Annotated in this window: 20 protein-coding genes; 4 read left to right on the top strand and 16 right to left on the bottom strand. The window is 32.0% G+C overall.

The window, feature by feature from the left end:
* The 4 genes from LW133_RS03955 to LW133_RS03940 are packed head-to-tail and all read right to left on the bottom strand — an operon-like array spanning position 1 to position 5,804.
* Complete coding sequence (locus LW133_RS03955; protein ID WP_233076803.1) at positions 1-546, bottom strand: outer membrane beta-barrel protein; 546 nt, start codon at positions 544-546, stop codon at positions 1-3.
* Entirely contained in the window at positions 543-3,767 is a 3,225-nt protein-coding gene (locus tag LW133_RS03950) for an efflux RND transporter permease subunit (protein WP_233076801.1), read from the bottom strand. The genes LW133_RS03955 and LW133_RS03950 overlap by 4 nt, the downstream gene beginning before the upstream one ends.
* Positions 3,767-4,468 carry an efflux RND transporter periplasmic adaptor subunit gene (locus LW133_RS03945; protein WP_233076799.1) on the bottom strand — a complete coding sequence of 234 codons (702 nt, stop codon included), beginning with the start codon at positions 4,466-4,468 and terminating at the stop codon, positions 3,767-3,769. Before LW133_RS03945 ends, LW133_RS03950 begins: the two co-directional genes overlap by 1 nt.
* A gap of 4 nt (positions 4,469-4,472) precedes the next feature.
* On the bottom strand, positions 4,473-5,804 hold the full coding sequence (locus LW133_RS03940; protein ID WP_233076797.1) for a TolC family protein: 1,332 nt from the start codon (positions 5,802-5,804) through the stop codon (positions 4,473-4,475).
* 165 nt (positions 5,805-5,969) lie between these two features.
* Here LW133_RS03940 and LW133_RS03935 point away from each other — a divergent pair, with 165 nt between their 5' ends.
* The gene (locus LW133_RS03935) at positions 5,970-7,400 is read left to right on the top strand and encodes an anthranilate synthase component I family protein (protein WP_233076788.1); all 1,431 of its coding nucleotides are present in this window, start codon (positions 5,970-5,972) and stop codon (positions 7,398-7,400) included.
* A gap of 2 nt (positions 7,401-7,402) precedes the next feature.
* Positions 7,403-8,995, top strand: a complete 1,593-nt coding sequence (locus LW133_RS03930; RefSeq protein ID WP_233076780.1) for a bifunctional anthranilate synthase component II/anthranilate phosphoribosyltransferase — start codon at positions 7,403-7,405, stop codon at positions 8,993-8,995.
* Between the two features lie 41 nt (positions 8,996-9,036).
* Here the strand turns inward: LW133_RS03930 and LW133_RS03925 are convergent, their stop codons facing one another.
* The 12 genes from LW133_RS03925 to LW133_RS03870 form a co-directional block, all read right to left on the bottom strand.
* On the bottom strand, positions 9,037-10,338 hold the full coding sequence (locus tag LW133_RS03925) for a hemolysin family protein (protein ID WP_233077012.1): 1,302 nt from the start codon (positions 10,336-10,338) through the stop codon (positions 9,037-9,039).
* A gap of 69 nt (positions 10,339-10,407) precedes the next feature.
* Entirely contained in the window at positions 10,408-11,964 is a 1,557-nt protein-coding gene (locus LW133_RS03920; RefSeq protein ID WP_233076778.1) for an inorganic phosphate transporter, read from the bottom strand.
* An 11-nt stretch (positions 11,965-11,975) separates the two neighbouring features.
* Complete coding sequence (locus tag LW133_RS03915) at positions 11,976-13,196, bottom strand: hypothetical protein (RefSeq protein WP_233076776.1); 1,221 nt, start codon at positions 13,194-13,196, stop codon at positions 11,976-11,978.
* Positions 13,193-13,819, bottom strand: a complete 627-nt coding sequence (locus tag LW133_RS03910) for a uracil-DNA glycosylase family protein (RefSeq protein WP_233076774.1) — start codon at positions 13,817-13,819, stop codon at positions 13,193-13,195. The genes LW133_RS03915 and LW133_RS03910 overlap by 4 nt, the downstream gene beginning before the upstream one ends.
* The gene (gene aspA, locus LW133_RS03905; RefSeq protein WP_233076772.1) at positions 13,816-15,207 is read right to left on the bottom strand and encodes an aspartate ammonia-lyase; all 1,392 of its coding nucleotides are present in this window, start codon (positions 15,205-15,207) and stop codon (positions 13,816-13,818) included. The genes LW133_RS03910 and aspA overlap by 4 nt, the downstream gene beginning before the upstream one ends.
* A gap of 10 nt (positions 15,208-15,217) precedes the next feature.
* Positions 15,218-16,483 carry a UDP-N-acetylglucosamine 1-carboxyvinyltransferase gene (murA, locus tag LW133_RS03900; protein ID WP_233076763.1) on the bottom strand — a complete coding sequence of 422 codons (1,266 nt, stop codon included), beginning with the start codon at positions 16,481-16,483 and terminating at the stop codon, positions 15,218-15,220.
* A gap of 11 nt (positions 16,484-16,494) precedes the next feature.
* Entirely contained in the window at positions 16,495-16,890 is a 396-nt protein-coding gene (locus tag LW133_RS03895; protein ID WP_233076754.1) for a hypothetical protein, read from the bottom strand.
* 15 nt (positions 16,891-16,905) lie between these two features.
* Positions 16,906-17,724: a UTP--glucose-1-phosphate uridylyltransferase GalU gene (gene galU, locus LW133_RS03890; protein WP_233076752.1), complete on the bottom strand. Its 819-nt coding sequence runs from the start codon at positions 17,722-17,724 to the stop codon at positions 16,906-16,908.
* 12 nt (positions 17,725-17,736) lie between these two features.
* The gene (locus LW133_RS03885; protein WP_233076750.1) at positions 17,737-19,365 is read right to left on the bottom strand and encodes a lytic transglycosylase domain-containing protein; all 1,629 of its coding nucleotides are present in this window, start codon (positions 19,363-19,365) and stop codon (positions 17,737-17,739) included.
* Entirely contained in the window at positions 19,362-19,613 is a 252-nt protein-coding gene (locus LW133_RS03880; RefSeq protein ID WP_233076741.1) for a YggT family protein, read from the bottom strand. The genes LW133_RS03885 and LW133_RS03880 overlap by 4 nt, the downstream gene beginning before the upstream one ends.
* Positions 19,614-19,621: 8 nt before the next feature.
* The gene (gene gltX / locus LW133_RS03875; RefSeq protein ID WP_233076732.1) at positions 19,622-20,947 is read right to left on the bottom strand and encodes a glutamate--tRNA ligase; all 1,326 of its coding nucleotides are present in this window, start codon (positions 20,945-20,947) and stop codon (positions 19,622-19,624) included.
* A gap of 48 nt (positions 20,948-20,995) precedes the next feature.
* Positions 20,996-21,547 (bottom strand): flagellar FLiS export co-chaperone, encoded by a 552-nt coding sequence (locus tag LW133_RS03870; RefSeq protein WP_233076730.1) that lies wholly within the window; start codon positions 21,545-21,547, stop codon positions 20,996-20,998.
* A 179-nt stretch (positions 21,548-21,726) separates the two neighbouring features.
* Between LW133_RS03870 and LW133_RS03865 the strand changes: the two genes are divergently transcribed.
* Positions 21,727-23,058: a M99 family carboxypeptidase catalytic domain-containing protein gene (locus LW133_RS03865; protein WP_233076728.1), complete on the top strand. Its 1,332-nt coding sequence runs from the start codon at positions 21,727-21,729 to the stop codon at positions 23,056-23,058.
* Positions 23,059-23,145: 87 nt separating this feature from the next.
* On the top strand, positions 23,146-24,591 hold the full coding sequence (locus tag LW133_RS03860) for a catalase (RefSeq protein WP_233076726.1): 1,446 nt from the start codon (positions 23,146-23,148) through the stop codon (positions 24,589-24,591).
* Positions 24,592-24,597 lie beyond the last annotated feature (6 nt).

The following is a 24,597-nucleotide window of genomic DNA, read 5'->3' as shown; positions in this document are numbered from 1 at the left end:
TTAAAAGCTATAAATATACGCAAGAGTAGTATGAGAAGTGAATTTTATATTGGAAGGAAATTTAATTCCTAACTGCACGCGATTGTTATCATCAATCTTAAACTCTATCCCTACATTAACTAAAAATACAGTATGGAATTTATTATTCATCGGATCGCTAATTACTTTCTGATATTGAGAAAAACCAACCCCAGCACCTGCATATGCACCAAGCGTCATTTCCTTGGAAAAATAAACAATATTTGTCGATACATCGACATTCAAGCTCAAATGATTGGAAATAATTGTTTCAAGACCATTTGGTTGCAAGTCCATCAAAGACTGCAAATATGCCCTGATTCCTAAAACACGCAAAGGTTTATATTCATACCCTCCTACTAACCCCCACGAAGGAGCAAAACTATGACTATAAGTTTTTTTATTCTTGTTTGTATGAATTGTAATATTATCACCAAGACCAAAGCCTATTCCCACAAACATACTATTGCGGTCATAAGCCTTTATAAAATTTAAAAGCAAAAAAACTAGGAGGATTCTATACTTCATTTATCTTTTTTCTTTTCCTTATTTTTCTTTTCCCTTTTAACTTTCTTCTTATCTTCTATCTCTTCTTTATTATCCATATAATCTAATTCTTCATTTTCTACAATCTTTTTTACTACTTTTTTAGCTTTTGTGATTTTTTTGATAACAATATTCCCTTCTTCTCTTTGATATAGTCGCTTAATTTTATCATCAAGAGGTGCAACTAAAACATATAAAATAGGCACAATCAAAAGACTAAGAATCATAGAAATCAACAAACCACCAATCATAGAAATACCGATTGGGGATTTCATTGCATATCCACTACCTGTAGCAATTGCTAATGGTAGCATACCAAAAACCATCGCAATTGTGGTCATCAAAATTGGTCGCAATCGAGATTCTCCAGCAAATTTAATTGCTTCATAAACATCTACTTGAAATTTTTTTCTTCTCTCATTGGCTACATCAATAAGCAAAGTAGCATTTTTACCAACTATACCTATCAATAAAATCAATCCCATAAATGAAAAAATACTAAAAGGCTGATTAACAATTTTTAGTGCAAAAAATGCTCCTGCAAAACTAAGAGGCATGGTAATCATAATAATTAGAGGTTCAATTAAAGATTCATACAATGCCGCCAAAATAAGATAAATAAGAATAAAAGCTGTAATTACTGCTACACCAAAAGACACAACAGATTCTGACATATTATCAGATTGACCACCAAAAGCATACCCTACACCGTCCTCTAGCAATGTTTGCATATTTTCAGGTTTTGAAACTTCAGCGATTATATCACCCAAAGAAATTCCAGAATTTTGCAAAGGTGCTGCATATACAGTTACGCTTCTTTGTCTGCTATAGCGACTAATAAGCGATGGGGATTGTGACTGCTTAATTTCCACTAATCCATCCAAAAACATCAATTCACCATTAGCATTTTGTACTTGAATCTTTTTAATATCATCCGGTGATATTCTTTTACTATCTGGGACACGCATGGTAATCTTATACTCTTTTCCATTTTCTTTAAAATATGCAGCTTGATTTGTCCCTGAAAAAGCAGCATTAATAGCATTTCCAATAGTTTGTGCACTCACACCATATTTATCGGCATTTTGTCGCAGTATTGTAATTCTATATTCAGGCTGTATATCAGAAGTACTAGTATGATAATTTCCAATCTTTCCTTTAAAAGTCTCACTCTCTAATAAAAAGTTACGCAACTTCTCAACACTTTTATCCACCATCTCCTGTGTAGCACCATAAATAGTCATTTGAAATGCTGTATTATCTCCTCCACCTAATGTAGGAACCTCAGAGGCAAAAATATTCAACCCTTGCGCCAAGGGAGATGTGCGTAGTTCTTTTTGCACAATATCCATAAGTTCAAATTGACTTACACTTCTCTCTTGCACAGGTTTTAATTTAACATAAATCTTAGATTTAAATACACTTTGAATCGTGCCATATCCCACTTGTATTGTAGTATACATAATCTCATCATGTTTTTTCAAAAGTTCTTGTAAACCAATTGTTTTTTTCTTCATCTCATGAATGCTAATTCCTGGTTTTGTCTCCATCCAAACATAAAATTCTGACTTATCCTCTTGAAGCATAAATTCTCCGCCCAAAGACTTTGCTAAATAAAGTGAGAATCCAAAAATCAAAAAAATCAATACAATAAAAATTGTTTTTTGCTTTAACACAAAACTTAAAAGAGCAGCATAAAAGGATTGCAATCGATTAAAAAATGGCTCTGTAAAATAATAAAATTTAGATTGTTTTGAACTTACAATCAATGAACTCACCATTGGAATAATTGTAATTACAACAATATATGAAATAATAACTGCCAAAGCAACCGTAACTCCAAAACTCTCAAAGAATCTTCCCATAACCCCTGACATATTTCCTATTGGAATAAAAACAGAAAGTAACATTGCAGAAATTGCAATAATTGCAAATGCAATTTCTCGCACCCCTTCATATGCCGCCTCTTTTTTTGACATTCCTTTTTCAAGTTTTTTATGAATATTTTCGATCACAACAATCGCATCATCTATAATAATCCCAATAGCAAGAGTTAGTGCCATCATTGTAAGCATATTTAATGTATATCCCATCATCTGTATAAGCGCAAAAGTTCCCAAAATAGAAACTGGTAAACTAATGGCTGCAACCAATGTAATTGTTATACTACGCAAGAAGAAAAATACAATCAAAACTGCCAAAATACCGCCTAAAATTAAATCAAATTCAACATCTTTAATAGAATGTCTAATATATTCTGTAGTATCCAAAAATGGTCGAATTTCATAATCTTGACTTACTGCTTGAATCTGTGGTAGAACTTTATAAACTCCATCTGCAATATCAATTTCATTTGCACCCGAAACTTTTTGTACTTCAAAAATTACTCCAGGTTCATTTTGATACGCTGCGTAGGTCGTTTCTTCTTCAAGCCCATCTTCAATTACTGCAATATCACTAAGTCTAGTATTTTGCCCCACACGAATATTGCCTATTTCTTCAATACTGTACCCATTTGCATCTATAGTAATTGTAAAATCTTTTGTGGAATTTTCAATGCGCCCACCATTAACTTCAATATTTTCCTGTCCAAGAAGTGAAAATAAAGAATTATAAGTAAGATTATATTTATTCATCAAAGTAGGATCTACATAAACACGCATTTGTCTTTCACGATATCCATTAAGTTGCACACCACCAACACCAGAAATTTTTTGCAGCATTGGTTTAACTACCAAATCTGCCTGCTTCATCAATTCTGATGCGCTTTTATTTTGACTTGTCATAAAAAGAGAAATGATTGCTTGTCCGCTTGTATCAAATTTCTGAATCGAAGGTTGCTGAATATTTGCATCACCAAATTTGATAGAAGAAATTTTTCCAATCACATCATTCATTGCCTCTTGAATCGGTTTTTCAAGTTGGAATTCCACAATTACAATACTAATATTTCTTGCACTGTTAGATTTTACACTCTTAATCCCATCAATCCCCATTACCGCTTCTTCAATTTTATCGGTTACCTTGCTTTCAATAATCTCTGGGCTTCCTCCAGGATATGCAGTAGAAACCACAATAATAGGAAAATCAACATTAGGAAATAAAGAAATAGGTATCTTTTTTAATCCCAAAACACCGAAGAACATCACGGCAAGAGCAAACATTAAAGTCGTAATAGGTCGTTGTATTGCAAACTTATACATTATTTTGTCCTTATAAATCCATCACCAAAAGTGCCTGCTACCATATTTGTATCTGCTACAGCTTCTGCACTAATTTTTCTTGTACTATCATTAATAGTAGGATAAATTTTTGTAATCACTACCGCCTTTTTATCTGCACCACCATCAATAGAATAATAAAAAGTATCTCCAACTTTTACATGATTAATATATTTAGAATCAAATTCAATAACAAACTTTTTACTATGACTCACAAGTCTAAAAAGTGTTGTATTTGTAGATCCTACACCATCACCCAACTCAATATTTTTTTCCGCAATTACACCATCAAATGGTGCTTTTAAAATTGTCTTGTGTACCATAGATTGATAATATTTATAATCTGATTCCAGTTTTTTATAATTTGAATAATATTGCTCCAAAGTATTTTTATCCACTGCTCCACCAGTTTTTTGATAACGCTGATATTGATTTTTTGCAAAAATATATTGTTGTTCCACAGAAGTTGATTGTGCGACTTTATCTTGATTAGCAAGTCCCAACAAAACATCTCCCTTTTTTACTACACTACCCACATCAACCTTAATAACTTCTACAATTCCTGAAGTATCAAGTGCTAGCTTAGAATCTTGTACAGCTTTAATATTAAACACTGCATAAACATCTAAGGCTAAAGCCATATTAACACTGCATAATGCAGCCAATAAAAATCTTGCTTTCATAAAGTTACTCCTTTATATAATCTCTAATTTTTTGTCCACTATGAAAAATATAGTTTGCTTTTTGAAATTCAAAGTTATTTACGCTTTGATTAAAAGTTGATTCAGCATCAAACTTTGTACTCAATGCCTGCAGATAATCTGTAAAAGTAATCAGATTTGCCTCATATTTTTTCTTTTTGTTAGCATAAGCAATATTAGCTGATTTTAAATTATCTCGAGCCGATTGAATTTGTTTTTGTGCAATTTCTAAAGTTTTTTTATAAAGTTCCACATCTTTTTTTTGCTCTAGTTTTTTGTATGCCAAAAGTTTTTCATTAGATAATTGTGCAATTTTTAAAGATTGTTTTTGAAAACTCAAACCCACATCATCTAAAATTTTTAGACTTATAGTAAAACCTATTGTATTTTGAATATCGGGATAAATACTTGCCAAACTACCCTTTGCAAAAGAAGGTTTTTGAATATTGTAAGTAAAGGTGTCCGTCAAATCAACAACGGGATAATAATTCAACTGCTTATTTTTAAAAATTTGCATATTAATCTGCTCTTGTAATGCAGTCAAGTCTCCACGTTCTTGAATTTGAAGTTGTGGCATTTGAATTCTAGTAAACAACAAACCTTCTACTTTTAAATTTGTTAGATATTCTAACATAAGTTTATTTTGCTCTACAGATAAGCGTGCATCTGCGATTTGATATTCACTTAATGATGCTTGTGCTTTAAGAGATTCTAAATCATCAATTGGTGCCAACCCTTGCAAATAAAGCTGTTGTACTCTTTTTACATCTTCTTTAATTTGTTGTAATTTTTTTTGTAAAGAAACTAATCTAGAAACGTTATCAAAATAACCATAATAATTTTGCGTTACCTGTAAATAAACACTTTCTTTTGTATATTTTTCATCAGCCACATTAGCCAAATAATTTGCATTTTTTTCTCTAATGGTATTATAATCTGCCAAACCATTAAAAACATTGTATTTAAAAGTAGCATTTGCAGTTTGCGTATTATACACAGAGTTCATTTGTGTGTTACGTGCATTATTATTAAAACTATAGCTCGCATCAAGCCTTGGCATTGCTGCTGCAAGCTTTGCAATTGTTACATCTTTTTTACTTTGCAATGTAGCTAAAGCCTTAGCCTGCAAGGAATAATTCGTATCTGCCGCCTTAATTAATTCTTGCAAAGTATATTTTTTTACTGCTTGTTTTTGAAACTCTTTAATATCTGCAAGGATATTAGTATCTCCAAGACTATTCGCATTAGCAGCCAAAAGCATAGTGCTACATAAAGCAACTCCAATTACTTTTGAAAAAGCTCTTCCTGCCTTTCGCATAAAAACTCCTAAAAATTTTAGTTTTTGTAAATCTGTATTATAGCCAAAAAAAATAATAGTTGCATTAACAACTAATTGAATTCCTACTACTCCTATTAAGGTTTAAAGTATTTTATTATAATTTCTCCCCCTCATAAAAATTAAATAAAATATAAGGTCCTGGTAATGTTTTTTGATTTTACACTTCAAACTCCTGCACAAATAGAAATTTTAAAAATTGCCTCTCACAGCATTACTCCAATGATGGTTTTAGAAAATCTCTCTACAAAAGCTCTTCTAGAATCTGCGTATCAAGAAACTGGAAAAGGTCGTTACTCTCTTTTATTGCTTTCTTTATCCTTTTGTCTCACTAAAGAAAATAATACTTATTACCTTCTTGATGATAAAGAAAAAATCACTCTCAATCCTCTTGATGAAACTAAAGACTTTTTAGATTGGGCAGAAACCTTTAAAAATCTAGCTCCCACAACACTACAAGAAGATATCCCATTACCCTTAGGTGGCATAGGATATCTTGGTTTTGAATTTTTCGAAGAAATAGAAACTCTTAAAAATCATAAACCCAAAAAACTAGACACTTATGATTGTGCTTTGATGTTTGGTAGAGACTTTCTTATTTTTGATCATCTTTATGACTGTGCATTTTTAATAAGCATCAACTATGCCAAAGAGACACATCCACTTAATCTCAAAGAACATATCCAAAATCTTGCTACCAAAATCAAGCAACTCACACCCAAACCCCTCCCTCAAGAAAATTATAATTTTACTATCCTTCCTTCTGATCAAGAAGAATATTTTATAACAATGGTAGAAACCATCAAAAAAGAAATCTATCAAGGAAATCTTTTGCAATGCGTACCCTCACAAACTCTGCAAATTCAAAGCAATCTACCCCCTATTCAAGCCTACAAACGCCTGCGTCAAAATAACCCTAGTCCTTACATGTTCTATTTTGATTTTGAAAATTTTCAAATTCTAGGTACAAGCCCTGAAATGATGATTAAAATAGAAAATGAAAGCATTACTATACGCCCTATTGCTGGCACTAGAAAACGTGGCAAAACAATAGCTCAAGATTTACAACTTGAACAAGAATTAAAAGAAGATGAAAAAGAAAATGCTGAACATCTCATGTTGGTTGATTTAGCAAGAAATGATATTGGTAAAGTAGCAAAAATTGGTAGCATTAAAATAGAAAAGTTTAAAATTATCGAGCGTTATTCAAAAGTTATGCATATTGTTTCAGAAGTAAAAGGAGAGTTTGACCAAAAAAAGAAAAGTTGTAAAGATGCGATTTTTGCAACATTTCCTGCAGGCACTGTGAGTGGAGCACCAAAAATTCAAGCTATCAAAACCCTTTATACTCTTGAAAAATATCAAAGAGGAATTTATGGAGGGCTTATTGGATATTTTGATACTAAAGGAAATTTTGATAGTGCGATTGCCATAAGAACTGCAATCTATCAAAATCAAACCTATCATTTGCAAGCAGGTGCAGGAGTTGTACAAGATTCTCTACCAGAATTTGAACTCAAAGAAACAAAAAACAAAATGCTTGCTCTACTTAGTGCAATTACAGAATCTAAGGAATAATCATGCTGTTACTTATAGATAATTATGACTCTTTTACTTACAATATCTATCAAGCTTTCTGTAATCTTCATCAGGAAGTAAAAGTTGTACGTAGTGACAAAATCACACTTCAAGAAATTTCTCTTTTACATCCTGATTATATTGTCATAGGACCAGGGCCAAAAACACCAAAAGAAGCGGGAATTTCTTTACAAATTATTCAAAAATTTCAAGGAAAAATCCCTATTTTAGGAATCTGTTTAGGGCATCAAGCAATTATGGCAAGTTTTGGAGTACCTATTGTCAATGCCAAAAACACTATTCATGGCAAAGTCCAACCTATCACTCATAATCAAAAAGGACTTTTCCGAGGCATACCACAAAATACTCAAGTCACAAGATATCATTCATTAGTAGGTAAAAAAGAAGACTTGCCTCCTTGTCTAGAAATCACTGCAACAAGTATTGATAATGAAATTATGGCTATTGAACACAAAGAATACAAACTCATGGGTGTACAATTCCATCCAGAATCTTTAGGAACACCAGATGGAATCAAAATGCTAAGAAACTTTTTACACTACAAGCGCGAAGAAACCCCTATACATATTTATCTTAAAAAAGCACTTCAACAACAAAATTTTACTTATCAAGAAGCCTATGATATTATGGATGAAATCACAGAGGGCAATCTTTCTGAAGGACAAATTGGATCTCTACTCACAAGTCTTGAGATCAAAGGCATAAATGCGCAAGAACTCGCTGGTTTTAGTACACTTCTACGTAGCAAATCTCTAAGTTTTCCAAAACCATTTGCAGGTGAAAAGCGTCTTGATATTGTCGGCACAGGTGGTAGTGTGCAGAAAACCTTCAATGTTTCTACAATCTCTAGTATTATTTTAGCAAGTATGGGTGTAAATGTATTAAAGCATGGAAATCGTGCTGTTACAAGCCAATGTGGTTCTGCTGATCTTATTCAAGGACTTGGTATCAATCTGAATATGAATATCAAAACTTCCTTGCAATGTTATCAAAAAACTCACTTCACATTTTTATTTGCACAAAAATTTCATCACACCCTAAAAAATCTCTCCAATGTAAGAAAAACACTAGGTTTTAAAACTCTTTTTAATCTCATAGGACCACTGATTAATCCATCAAATAATACTCATCAAGTTTTGGGTGTTTTTGATAAAAAATATACAGAGATAATGGCACAAACCTTACAAATTTTAGGAATTCAACACGCCTTAGTTGTAAGTGGATTTGATGGTTATGATGAAATATCTCTTTCATCTCCCACACAAATCACAGAACTTTTTAACAACAAAATCAAAACCTATACTTTTACACCTCAAGAAGTAGGATTGGGATATGTAGACTATCAAATATTAAAAGGTGGGGACACCTTACTAAACACTAAAATCGCACTAGATATATTTAATAATATTCCTTCACCGCGTCTAGAATTAGTAGCGATCAATGCGGGTGCGGCCCTCTATGTTTATGGCAATGTCTCCTCTATCAAAGAAGGCTATTTGGCTATCAAAAAACATTTGAAAACAAAAAAAGTTTTACAAACCCTGCAAGAAATACAAACTCTAAGCAAGAATTAAAATTCCTACTACTCAAACCTCTTTTTTATTAAAAAGGAGGTTTATTCGCCCTGTCCTTCTTCTTGAAGTATTTTTTTTAATTTTAATTTCTTAATTCTTGCACCATCAACCTCACAAACCCTAAACTCACAAACACCATCATCAATCACATCTCCTACCACTGGCAATCTCCCTAACAAGCCAAAAACATAACCTCCAATTGTCACCTGTTCGCAAGATTCATCAAAATTAATACCACAAATTTCTTCAATACTTTCCAAATCCATCATCCCATTAAATATAAAAGTATTTTCATCAACTATATAATCCTGTTCAACTTTTTTATCATGTTCATCGGAAATATCCCCCATAATTTCCTCAATAATATCCTCCATAGTTAGCAAACCAGCGGTCCCACCATACTCATCAATCACTAAAGCTGTATGTTTTTGCTCCTTATTCATCTTTAACAAAATTTGAGCAATAGAAGCACCCTCAGGTACTATAATCATTTCTCGCAAAATATTTTTTAGATCCATTTCATCATGTGTAAGGGTATTTTTTAGCAAATCTCTAATATGTATCATTCCCAAAATATTATCCTTACTTCCCTCATAGTAAGGATATCGTGTATGATGTGTCTCCACAACAATTTGTATATTTTCTGCATAACTCTTATCAGCACTTAAACAAATCATATCTTTACGCGGCGTCATAATCTCTTTAGCAATTGTATCGGAAAAATCAACTGCATTCTTAATAATTTCCCCCTCAATAGAATCAATCAATCCTCCTTTTAAACTCTCTCCAACAATGATTTTCAACTCTTCTTCAGAATGAATACTTTCTTGCTCTTTTGCAGGCTCAATTCCAAAACGCTTCAAAAAAAATGCTGCTAATCTATCAAAAAGCCAAATCACAGGATAAAAGATTAACCAAAAATAATACAAAGGGCGTACAACAATCAACACACAACGCTCTGCTTTAGCAATAGCAATTGATTTTGGCACAATTTCACCCAAAACAACATGAAAAAGAGTAATTAGTGTAAAAGCAACAATAAAACTCACGGTATGTAACAAAAGATTATTTTGCAAAAAAAAATCTTCAAATATGACATAAAGGATTTTTGCAACGGCAGGTTCACCAACCCATCCCAATCCTAAAGAAGAAAGTGTAATTCCTAGCTGCGTAGCACTTAAATAAGTATCTAAATGCCCAGTAACTTTTAATGCAAGATTTGCATTCATCGCCCCGGATTTTGATAATTCTTCTAATCGTGTTCTCCTAACCTTAACAATCGCAAATTCTGAAAGAACAAAAAAACCATTTAATAAAACCAAAATTAATGTCAAAAATAACATCAAAACCGAGTGGTAGGGGTCCAAAAATACTCCTTAAAAACATAAAATAATATATTTTATCACAGAATCTTAAAAAGCAAATATACTTGCTTGTAAAATCCAAAATACACAGGCTGAAAGTAATGCAGAAACTGGTACTGTAATCAACCATGATGCAACAATTTTTACAATAGCATTGCGTCTTACCAATTCTTGCTTATACGCTTTTTTTAAAATCTTTTTCTCTTTTTTTGCCAATAAAATCTCTTTTTGACGACTCTTTTTCAAGTTTTCCAGCATAATTTTCTTGCGTTTAACACTTGCATTATGAAATTTTTGAATAAAATTTTCAAGTTCGTTGGGAGTTTTTTGAGCATTTTCAATTGTTTGAATCATATTGCTATAACGCTTTTTTAAATATTCCCTCAAAAATCCCACTCCAAAAATTGCCCCAATTGCAATATGTGTAGAACTTACAGGTAGACCCAATGCAGAAGCAACTAAAACAGTGATTGCGGCAGACATTGCCACACAAAATGCCCTTATCTTATTAAGTTCAGTAATTTCACATCCCACAGTTTTAATCAATCTGGGACCATACAATGCAAGCCCTAATGCAATTCCAATTCCACCAATCAACATAATCCAATAAGGAATATTTGCCTGAGAATCTATATTGCTCAAATCTCCTAACATCTGATTGATTGCTGCTAATGGACCAATTGCATTTGCCACATCATTTGCTCCATGTGCAAAACTCAAAAATGCCGCTGCAATAACTAAGGGCAAAGCAAAGAGTGCATTAATTGCTTCTTTTGTGTTTTCAAGCCGATTTGCTAAATGCGAAATCACAGGTCGTGTAATAAAATAAAAAATCAATGCAATAACAAAGCTAATGATCAATGCATTTTGCATCTCTATTTTTATAACATTTTTTAAACCCTTAGAAATCAAATAAAGTCCAAAAGAAAATACCATAATGAAAATTAAGAAAGGTACAATTTTTTTGGCTGCTATTTTCTTATCTTGTTTATAGGTAATAGTTTTTTTAATAAAAAATAAAAATAAAGCTGCAATCAGTCCACCCAAGACTGGGGATATAATCCAACTCCCTACAATTTCAATCAAAACCTTCCATCGCGCTACATCAAGACCACCACCCGCAATTCCTGCCCCCAAGATTCCTCCAACAATAGAATGTGTTGTAGAAACAGGTGCTTTAATTACTGTGGCAAGATGTAGCCACAATGCCCCAGACACTAAAGCTGAAAGCATTACCATAATAAAAATTTTTGTATCACTGAAGGCTAAGGGATTGATAATTCCAGATTTTACAGTATTTACAACATCAGCACCTGCTAAAATTGCTCCAGCTGCCTCACAAATTGCAGCAATTACAATAGCACCAAACATGCTAATAGACTTTGATCCTACAGCAGGTCCCATATTATTTGCTACATCATTTGCACCAATATTCATTGCCATATATGCCCCCACAACACAAGCAAATATAAGCAAAAAAGGATGATGGGTGACATTACCAAAATTACCCCCCAAAAATGCAACCACCAATATAAACAACACAACCAAAGTGCCTCTTTGTATTTCTTTTTGTGTTTTTTTTCTTTTTTTTAATTTAGAACTCAATTTAACTCCTTTTATTTAACTTCTCTAAAACTATTTTTGTATGTTCTATAAATTTTATTAGTATATTGTATCTGCCCATCTTCCAAAGTTTCTGAAAAAAATTTACTGATTTTTTCACCACGATTTAAAAAGAAAATTTCTACACCAATACCAATAGAATAACTCACCCAATCATACTGAAAGTCACTTCCTAACAACAATCCATAACCCAATAAATAATTATTCGTCCTACCAATTGCATTTACAATAAAAAATTGTGCACGATCTTTAGGTTTTACAAGCATCAACAAAGAAGGATTATAGTTAATTTGTGTAGATAAAAATCTTTTAGGTTTTTCTTCTAAAAATCCAATTTGAGGTAAAATTAATCCTGTTTTAATCACGGGGATATTTAACAAAACATCTTGATTGGCTAAAATCTCCTCCTGGGTTTTTAAATCTTGTGAAAATTTTGCTGCTCGTTCATTAGTAATAGATTCTCCAAAAATTACATTAAAGCCCACTTTTTGACTCAAACTTTTTAACCAATTTCCAATATTACTTGCATCATCATATTCTACAATTTCCTCTGTTTTTGCAAAATCATAAAGTATTTTGATTTGCTCTTCATAATCTATTCCACCAAAAAATAATTTTTCAGGAATATTTTTACTCATCACTTGTTTTTTATTAACTGTTGGCACATAAGTTGGTAACGTAATCTCAGTATCCTCAAGTAATTTTTCTACTCCATTTTGTGTCAACATTGCCACTACGCAATCAAATTTTTTTTGTTTTATTTCTTCATAAGTTTGATGTAATGTTTCAAGTTCTTCATTTTTACTATCAAAAACTTCAAATAAGTATGTTACATCACGACTTGTAAGATATGCAAGAATTGCATTGATTCCAATCGCAGAATAGCGCCCTACCACATCTCTTGGAACCAAAAGTGCAATTTTAATTTTTTTACTATTTTGAATATTTTCAAAAAAACTTTCACTCATAAATAAGTTAAGTTCACTCAAAATACCTGTAAGCTTAGCACGTAAATCCTGATCTTTTAACTTTGAATCAAATTTTGCAACAAAAGAAAAATATTCTTGTTGTTCATAAAATTTCTGGAGGCATTGGATATTACAATCCTGATTTACAATATCCAAAACCTCTTGACGTGGCGTAGGCAATGGCGATATAATGTAACTTTTTCCCCACAAAAAATACAAAGACAAAAAATACAAAAAGATTCTCATAAAACCTCTTTTAATAAAATAAAATGTCGCATTGCTTCTTTTTTCAATGAGGGGTTTTTTAAAAGCTCGCCCAAAGAATAAGTTACCAAAAGTCTTCTACCTCTAAAATTTATAATCTTGCCAAAACAATTCTTGTTTAACTCAAAAAATTCCAAAGCCTCATTCCCACCAAAGCACAAAATTACCCCCTGCATACTTAGATTAATTTGCTCAAAAAAATATGGCTTACAACAATCAACTTCTTCGCTCTTTATAGGAGTATCTGCACATTTAAGCAAAGACAAGATACTATATTCACTCGGAGCAAAACGAAAAACATTTTTAATAATATCTTGTAAAATTTTTACACTACGAATTGGCAAAAATTGTCCTCTAGAATTCATCACTGGCAATAATGTTGCAAAAATCACCTTTGCATTTTGTTGCATATTTCCAAAAACCGCCTCCCCCATTTTACTTCTTGCACACAATTTACAATGTAAAATTTTATTTTTAATATCTGTATCATTGCTGCAAGAAATTTTAGACTGCAAAACCTGATGCTCCACATAGCACTCACCAAGTCCTCTTAAAGTATAGAGTTCTTTTAGTTTTTGCAGTATTGCTAGTCTATTTACTATCATTTAGGATAGACCAAATTTTCCAAAGATAAAATTTCATCCAACTGTTCTTTTGCTAACAATCCTCTCTCTAGAACAATTTCATATACACTTTTACCCGTATTTAAAGATTCTTTTGCAATAGATGCAGAATTTTCATAACCAATATAAGGATTAAGTGCGGTTACAATCCCTATACTTCCTAAAACAAAATTTTTACACACTTCTTTATTTGCAGTAATTCCATCCACACATTTTCTTGCTAAAGTCTCCATTGCGCGATTAAGCATAATAATAGATTCAAAAAGTTTATATGCTATTACAGGCTCAAAAACATTAAGCTGTAATTGTCCACCCTCAGCTGCCATAGTAATTGTAATATCATTTCCAATCACAGAATAACATACCTGATTAACCACCTCAGGAATCACAGGATTTACTTTCCCTGGCATAATAGAACTACCAGGCTGCATTTTAGGAAGATTAATTTCATTAAGTCCTGCTCTAGGCCCAGAATTTAACAATCTTAAATCATTACAAATTTTAGAAAGCTTTACTGCTACGCGTTTCAACACACCACTTACTTGTACATATGCTGCAGTACTTTGTGTAGCCTCAATCAAATCTTGTGCAGTAACAAAAGGATGTCCTGTAATTTCTTGAATCTTTTTTTCAACAATATTTTTATAATCTGGATGTGCATTAATCCCTGTCCCAATAGCCGTTCCTCCTAAATTAATCACTCTTATAAGATTTCTTGCCTCTAAGATTCTCTCGATATCTTTTTCTACCATAAGTTCAAAAGTCTTAAACTCTTGTCCCAAAGTCATTGGTACTGCATCTTGAAGTTGTGTTCTACCCATTTTGACCACATCTTGAAATTCTTCACTTTTTTTAGCAAAAGATTCCCTAAGAATTTCCATATATTTTGTCATATTATTCAAACGCTCATAAAGTGCAATTCTTAACGCTGTAGGATAAGCATCATTTGTAGATTGAGAAAGATTTACATGGTCATTAGGATGACAATATTGATACTCTCCTTTTTGATGCCCCATAATCTCTAATGCTAAATTTGCAATAACCTCATTAGCATTCATATTTGTACTTGTACCTGCGCCACCTTGTATCATATCTACCACAAATTGATCGTGATATTCACCATCAATAATCTTATCACAAGCCTTACAAATTGCATTACAAAGCTTATCTTCCAATAACCCTAGCTCTTTATTTGCTAAAGCAGCAGCTTTTTTAACTTTCGCCAATGCAGCCACAAAAATAGGATATTCACCAAGCTTTCTATTAGTAATACAAAAATTCTCTAAAGCTCTAAAGGTTTGAATACCATAATAAACATCACCACTAATCTCCATTTCACCAATAAAATCATGTTCTTTTCTTAATTGCATTTCAGATCCTTCAATCCTTTAATCTCTCTATTTTTATCCCGATTTTTTGTAATTTTTCCTCAATTTTTTCATAACCACGATCGAGATGATAAATTCTATGAATTTGTGTATAACCTTTAGCAACAATTGCTGCTAAAATTAAAGCCGAGGATGCTCTTAAATCTGTTGCCATTACATCAGCACCATTTAAAGGTGTCTGACCATAAACCTGTGCAATATTACCTTTTAAAGAAATGTGTGCTCCTAATCTTTGCAATTCACTAACATGCATAAAACGATTTTCAAACAATCTCTCTTCAATAATACTTGTCCCTTCACATTGGGTAGCTAAAGCCATAAATTGTGCTTGCATATCTGTTGGAAATCCTGGGTATTCTGATGTAACAAGCTCAAAAGCATTATATTTTTTTGCTGGTAAAATACTCAATTCATTATCCAAAGTCTCGATCCCAAAGCCAATTTCTTCTAGTTTGTCGCTAACGCTTTCTAAATGTCTAGAATCTACATTTTTTAATGTAAGTTTAGTATTTAAAATTGCGCCAACACACATATAAGTACCTGCTTCAATTCTATCAGGAATAACGCTAATTTTTTGAGATTTTAACGCCTCGCCATCTCTACCATGCACCACCAAAGTGTCTGTACCAATCCCCTCAATCTCCACACCACTTTGTTGCAATAATTCACAAAGTTGCACAATTTCTGGCTCTTTAGCTGCATTAATAATTTGTGTTTTTCCCTTTGCTAGTCCTGCTGCCATTAAAACATTTTCTGTGCCTGTAACTGTGATTTTATCAAAAGTAATATGTGCCCCTTTTAACCCATTTGGTGCCTTTGCAGTAATATAACCATTTTCAATTGTAATTTCAGCACCCATTTTTTCCATAGCCTTGATATGTAAATCCACAGGTCTTGCACCAATTGCACAACCACCAGGTAAACTTACTTCACACTTTCTAAAACGCGCCAACAAAGGCCCTAAAATCAAAATTGATGCGCGCATTTTTCTTACAATATCATAAGTTGCTTTTGTATGTACCAATTTTTTTGCATCAATTCTTAGACTATGTGCATCTTTCCACAAAATTCCACAGCCTAGATATTCCAATAAACGCACTAAAGTTTTTACATCCACAACATCAGGTAAATTTGAAACCTCTAATCCATCTTCAAACAACAAAGAACTAGCCAGTAAAGGCAAAGCAGCATTTTTTGCTCCACTAATCAAAACAGAACCTTGAATGTCTTGTCGACCTAATATTTTTAAATAATCCATCAACACTCCTTTTATTTCTTTTTCATTTTTAAAAGATTTGCAATCATTGCACTAATTTCTTTTTGCTTTTCCGGGTTTGCTCTCTCAATTTCTTCTTGAAATTTGATAATATTTTCAATATTTGCCACAGAGATTGAAACTAAATTTTCAAGTGTTTGCATCCACACTTTAGCTTTTTCCTCCTCTTTTGGAGTTTTTAAAAAATATTGAGAAAATAAACTATAAATTTGTGTAGCATCTTCATCACTTTTTGCAGCCTTAGCTTGCGCATTAAGGGAATCTAAACTTGGCGCTTCTGGTTTTTTTGGTGCCTGTAACCATAAAGTTACAAAAACTATTATCATTACAGGAATAAAAACAAATAAACAAATACCAAAAAATAAAAGATAAAAATGCAAATTATACAAGTCTAAAATATCTCCTTATTGCATTTTTGCATACAATGCATTTGTAGCTTTTACAAAACCATCAATACTACCACAGTCATAGCGCATGCCCTCAAATTTATATGCTAAAACCTTACCATTTTTTGCCTGCTCCATCAAAGCATCTGTGATTTGTATTTCCCCCTTTTTTCCTGGTTTTGTAACACGCAAAATATCAAAAATATCTGGAGTTAAAATATAGCGCCCAATAACTGCGAGATTACTAGGCGCTTTATCAACCCTTGGTTTTTCCTCCATAAAATTTACGCGATAGACATTTTCTTCAATCATATCCCCCGCAATAACTCCATATTTATCCACTTCTTTAGGATCTACTTCCTCAATCGCTACAATACTACACTTATAGCGTTTATAAAGTTCGATCATTTGTGACAAAACTCCACGATTATTATTCACACACAAATCATCTGCCAAAATTACTGCAAAAGCTTCATTGCCAATCAAACTCTCACCTGTCAAAATCGCATGCCCCAAACCAAGCATTTTATTCTGTCGTGTATAAGAAAAAGTGCATTCTCTCATCACTTGACGCAACTCTTTGAGATATTCTTCTTTATCTGTACCTTGAATCTGATGCTCTAATTCATAGCTAATATCAAAATGATCCTCAATACTTCTTTTCCCTCTACCTGTTACAATCGCCATAGTTGTGCACCCTGCCTCTAGCGCCTCTTCAACACCATATTGAATCAAAGGTTTATTGACAATAGGAAGCATTTCTTTTGGCATTGCCTTTGTTGCAGGCAAAAATCTTGTACCATATCCTGCGGCTGGAAATAAACATTTTTTTATCATTTCAATTCCTTTCTAAAATTGCAAAGTTTGATCAAGTAGCTCTTTAATATTAATTTTTTTATTCAATATTTCTGCATAAATTATATAATTTGCTAAAACTTTCATTCCATAAAATCTAGATTCTTCATACGGTAATAATTCTAGAGAAATCCATGGCTCATATTTTCGATTTTTTAAAAAAAGTTGTTTTTTTGCTAATGTGCGACGCAAAAATCCTGGTCCTCCATTATACGCATATGCCACAAACAAAGGATGTTTAAACTCTTCTCTTAATTCATCTAAATAAAAAGTACCAAATTTTAATGCAATTTTTGGGTCAAACATATCAAATAAGGTGATATTTTTCATTTTCAATGCTTCGGCAAAAGGCTTAACATTAAAAGGCATAATCTGCATAATCCCTAAAGCATAAGAACTTGAAACAAGGGCGGGAAGTAATTGACTTTCTTGACGTGCCACTGCATAAGTCATCGCCTTTTCCTCGTCATTTTTCCACATTCTAGGATTATCATAGGCAAATAAAAAATAATTGCGACCATAACGATATTGACGATTTAAAAAATAAATCAAATGAGGGATTGTGTCTTGATGATAAAATGCTTTCAAACTTTTTATATAATCTTCACCATTTAACTCTGTAATTTTTGAACGTTGATTCTGCCAGACAAAAGGATTTGTAATATCCATGCCTGATTTTTTAGTAGAAATATTATCCAATGAGGTCACCACTTCATATTGTGGTGTTGTACCTAGTTTTTGATTTGCATAAATAGAAAAAATATCCACAAAACCACTTTTTGCAAGCTGCTCTAAAAATTTTTTATCCTCAGAAATAAGATATTGCCAAAACAATGCTCTATCCTGCATAAAAGGATCAATAGCCACTTTTTGAGATTTTTCAAAATATCGTAATGCTTTAGAAATATTTGGAGTTTTTAACATTAATTCATTAATTCCGAGTAAGAAAAAAGTATTAGTATCAGAAGATTTTACCTCTATTTTACCTAAAGCTTCTTTGACAAAATAAAACCTAGAATCTAATATTATTGTAGTAATAACACGATTAAATGCAGCAAAATTTTCATCCAATAATTTTAATAAAGCCTTATGGTCAATTTTTTTACTATCCAAAAGTACAATTTTTTGCGCATAACTCAAACTATTGAAAATATTTGCAAAATTTTCTGGTGTTGTATTTAAAAGAGCATACAATACATTTTTATCTCTTAGAATCTTAATTTGCTCATAAAGTTTTGGTTGCGTATCTTTTAGTGTTACTAACAATTGTGCAGCATCATTGTCTGAAAGCGTCGCTACCATACTAAGCTTCAAACCATACGCAATACATTGTGCATCTTCTTGTTTTAATAAATCAAAATCAAGTTTTTTACAATAAATATCACGAGGCATTTCATGAATAATCCCTTTTTTTTCCATTGCTTTTTCTATGCGAGGAGTTTTTCTAAACACAAGTTCGTAGGCCTGTTTGGCTTCATTAATACTAGTTTTATCTTGATCAATAAAATACCAAATATAAAAATCTCTAACTACTCCCCTTGGTTGCTTTTGTAAAAAATCCAATGTAACGCTTTTTGCAAAAATCCCACCAATAAAACAAAGTAATAAAATAATTTTTTTCATGATAATGTCATTAAAAATTGTATAAATTCTCTAATTAAAAATAAAATAATTATTAAAACAAGAGAAGAAAAATCCATTCCCTGATATTGCAAAGGAAAATGAGAGCGAAGAAAATTTAATACAGGATGAGTAATCTGATACACAAATCTGACAAAAATATTTTTGCTATCTAATTTTAACCACTCAAAAAGGCCTGAAATTACGACCACCCAACCATAAATACTAATCAAAAAAAGCAAAATACCCACCTATTCTCCTATTCAACAATCATCACAATCTTTTGCAAATGCATACGAATAAACACAAATAGCATATCAAGCTCCAAACCATGAGAATCTCCTGTAAGTAAAATTCTCAAAGGTTTAAAAAACATTTTTCCCTTCAAACCACTTTGCTCCATCGCATCTTTTTTAAATTCCTCATAATCACTTTTTGCATAATCTTTATTTGCAAGCATAGTTTTTAAGGTTGCAAAAAGCATCTGACATTCTTTAGAAAAATCTTGATTTTCATAAAGTTTATAGATATCTTTTGGTGAAAAAATCAAATCAATTTTTGTACGAATTTCATTTAATGTGCTAGCTTCCTGCAAAAATAATTTTGCCAACCCCCCAATACTTAAATCTGTCGTTCCAAGCAAAAGAGCAAAATCACTTTCATTTAAACGCTTAAAATGTTCTCTATTTAAATATCTTAATCTTTTAAGATCAAATTTTACTGGCGATTTTGCAATGTGCGTAATATCAAACCATTCTATAGCTTCTTTGAGATCAAAAACTTCTGTTGGCGTTTTATTCCCCATACCAATGAGATAATTAAGTATTGCTTGAGGAAGAAATCCTTCTGATAAAAGATATTGTACTGATGAACTTGCATCACGCTTACTCATTTTTTTACCATCTTCACCTAAAATAATCGGTAAATGTGCGTATTTTATTTCTTTGTGATAATCTAGATATTTTTGAATCATCATTTGTTTAGGAGTATTACTAACATGATCCTCGCCACGTACAATAAAAGATATATCATAAAGCATATCATCAATCGCACATGCAAAATTATATGTAGGTATTCCATCGTCTCGTAAAATTACAAAACTATCCAATTCATTAGATTCAAATTCTATATGCCCTTTGATTTCATCATCAAAAGACACTTTTTTTTCTTGACATTTAAGACGCACTACGGGCTTAGGATTTTGCTCTTTTTGCAATTCTGCCCAAGAATCATCATATCTAAAAGGAATTTTTTTTTCTATAGCTTCTTGCTTTTTTGATTCTAAAAATTCTTTTGTACAATAGCAATAAAATGCTCTGCCCTTTTTGATAAGAAAATTAGCAAACTGCTGATGTTTAGAGAAGTTATTACTTTGATATACAAGATCATCCCACAAAAGTCCAAAAAGATTCAGAATACTTAATATCTCTTTATCCTTATCAGCAATATTTCTTGCAAAATCCGTATCTTCAATACGAATAAGAAATTTTTCTTTTTTTTGTTTGGCGATAATATAATTAAAAACCGCTGCACGCAAGTTTCCAATATGCATATCACCTGTAGGAGATGGGGCAAATCGCAACATAAAAAACCTTTAGTTGTTTGGTGTTTTTATGAGATTCTACCAAAAACATTAAATATTTTTAAACATTTTTGCAAAATCTTTAGCACTAAAAGAATTAAAAGAATCTACTATTTCTTCCTCATCATTATCTCCAGAAATCCTCTTGCTAATTAAACTTAATTTACTCTTAATCTCCTCCCTCTTATCCTGCAAATATATTTTTAAACTCTCAAAATCTTTTTGTAAAACAAATACCATAGGGGAAGAAATATCAAAAGAAATCATACTGCCCCCAAATTCTGTACTCATCACAACATCAAAAAGCCCCATTCCCATAAAACTACATTTATCAACTAATTGGCCAATGTTATAACTCACTTTGTTGTATTGCATTGTATTTTCTTCAAAATCCTCATCAATATTTTGTGCTTCCATAAGAATTTTTTTTAGCGTAATATCCATTACTTGCAGTGCACCTATTAATTCATTTGCACTTTTAATATCCTCGCCAAATTTAACATTTTTCATTTTAGATCGCTCTATACCTCTGGTTTCAAAATTTGCTCCATCTATATCCTTCAAATGCTTTTTAAACATTTCCAACATATCTTCATTAGCCATTATTTCACTCCTTGAAAACAAAACTATCTCAATACAAGCACTTTTTATTCCATAAACACTTTAGATTTATACAAGTATTTTTTGCTATAATCCCAAAAATTTATAATTTATGATTTTTCAAACAAAATTACAAACCTATCCCAAATCAATCGTTATTTTGATTATTTAAGGAATAAAAATTGAAATCTACACTTTTTTTTCTCACACTCCTCTTTTTTTTCAATTTTCTTAATGCCAAACAACCTAACAAAAACTTCGTATTAGATTTTGATGTTGTTAAAAAAGAAACTCACACTTCACCTACTTTATTGCTTATTGGTGGAATACAAGGCGATGAACCCGGAGGATTTAATGCTACAAATATTTTTTTAATGCACTATAAGATTCTTACAGGCAATGTTTGGGTAGTGCCCGTACTAAATAAACATTCTATGCTTCATAATCACAGAGGAATTTATGGAGACATGAATAGAAAATTTGACACTCTTAAAAAAGATGATCCAGAATATAAAATTATCCAAGAAATTAAAACTTTAATTACAAACCCACAAGTAGATGCGATTTTACATCTCCATGATGGCAGTGGATTTTATAATCCTACTTATATCAACAATATCACAAATCCTAATAGATGGGGAGCATGCTGCATTGTGGATCAAAATTTTTTAGAAGAATCTAGATTTCCAGAGCTCGGAAAAATTGCTGATAATATGATTATATATATCAATAAACATATTCTTAAACCAGAACATAAATATCATAAAAGAAATACAAAAACTGCAAAAGGTGATGTAGAAATGGAAAAAGCCCTCACCTATTTTGCTATCAAAAATAAAAAAACTGCTATTGCCAATGAAGCTTCAAAAAATCTTTCTCTAGAAGAACGTGTATATTATCATTTACTTGCATTAGAAGGATTAATGCATCAATTAGGCATTAAATTTGAAAGAAATTTTAACCTTACACCAAATAAGCTTTATTATCTTATTAATAATACAGACCTAACATTAAAAATAGAAAATCTTATTACTCTACCACTTTATGGTCTTAGAGAAAATATTAATTTTTTTCCATTGCCTCAAAAAGACCTCTATCAGTTAAAATCAGAATCCAAAGCACATATTGTCAGTTTTTTAAAGAAAGATAAGCAAATAGTTTTAAAATATGGCAATAAAGCAATGACAAAGATTCGCCCAGAATATATGGATTTTGATTACAGCATACAGAGTGCACAAGTCAAAGTAGATGGTATCACAAAAGAATTTGCAATGGGAAGTATTGTTGATGTAAAGAAATCTTTTGAAATCATCGGATCAAAAGAATACCGCGTAAACATTATCGGTTATATAATTCCTAACGACAAATCCCTAAAACCCAATGAGACAGATATTAATATCTCTCTAAAAGACTGCATATCAAAATTTTCACTAGACAAAAAAGGTAAAATCTATCGCGCAGAATTTTATAAAGGAGAAAAGTTTAGCGGCATGCTTCTTCTAAGATTTCTCTAACCTTACCTAAAGAATAATTTTTATCATCTATTTACTATTTTCAAATATCATTCAAGAACATTTAAATCAAATTAACAAGGAAAAAACATGAAAAATTTTGTTTTGACTAATGATGCTGGTGCACCAATAGGTAACAATCAAGATTCTCAAAGTGTAGGTCCAAGAGGCCCGTTACTTTTACAAAATACTTGGTTTTTGGAAAAACTTGCTCACTTTGATAGAGAAAGAATTCCTGAAAGAGTAGTACATGCTAAAGGTAGCGGTGCTTATGGTGTTTTCACAGTTACAAATGATATTACAAAATATACAAAAGCAAAAATTTTTAGCAAAGTAGGTAAAAAAACACCTTGCTTCTTTAGATTTTCAACAGTTGCTGGTGAAAAAGGTGCAGCTGATGCAGAAAGAGATCCGAGAGGATTTGCAATGAAATACTACACTGAAGAAGGAAACTGGGATCTAGTGGGTAACAATACACCTATTTTCTTCATCAGAGATCCTTTAAAATTCCCTGATTTTATTCATACGCAAAAAAGAAATCCAAGAAGTAATCTTAGAGATATGACAGCTGCTTGGGATTTTTGGAGTCAATGCCCTGAATCATTACATCAAGTGACTATTCTTATGAGCGATAGAGGTATTCCTAAGACTTACCGTCACATGCATGGATACGGAAGTCATACTTTCAGTTTTATTAATGCAAAAAATGAAAGGTTCTGGGTTAAATTCCATATGAAATCTATGCAAGGCATCCAAAATCTTACAAACAAAGAAGCTGCTGATATTATTGCAAATGATAGAGAATCTCACCAAAGAGATCTTTATGAGTCAATTGAAAAAGGTGACTTCCCTAAATGGAGAATGTGTGTTCAAATCATGCCAGAAAAAGATGCAAAAAACTATAGATTCCACCCATTCGATCTTACTAAAATCTGGAGTCAAAAAGATTATCCACTTATCGAAGTTGGTATCGTAGAACTCAATAAAAACCCAGAAAACTACTTTGCAGAAGTAGAACAATCAGCTTTCGATCCCGCAAATATTGTTCCTGGAATTGGCTATAGTCCGGATAGAATGCTTCAGGGTAGATTATTTGCTTATGGTGACACAGCAAGATATAGACTTGGAATCAACCATGGTCAACTTCCTGTAAATATGCCAAAAGTTCCTGTACACAATACCCATAGAGATGGTTATATGCAAAATGGTAACTATGGTGGCTATATGAACTACAATCCAAGTTCAATACCAGGATATCAAGAAGATCCAAAAGCAAGAGAACCAAAGTTAAATCCTGCAGTAATCCAAAAAGAGATAGATATCTATGACTATGATTATAGAGCAGAAGATGCTGATTATTATACACAAGCAGGAGATCTCTACAGACTTCTTAAACCTGAAGAACGCGAAAGACTCTGCCAAAATATCAAAGATGCAATGCAGGGTGTTCCAGCTGAAATTAAAAAACGCCAAATCGAGCACTTCAAAAAAGCAGATCCTGCATATGGCAAGCGCGTAGAAGAATTGGTAATGTAATACAAA

The sequence above is a fragment of the Helicobacter anatolicus genome (assembly GCF_021300615.1).
Lineage (GTDB): Bacteria > Campylobacterota > Campylobacteria > Campylobacterales > Helicobacteraceae > Helicobacter_H > Helicobacter_H anatolicus.
The sequence above is the reverse complement of the archived record's forward strand: the minus strand, read 5'-3'. Positions and strand labels throughout refer to the sequence as shown.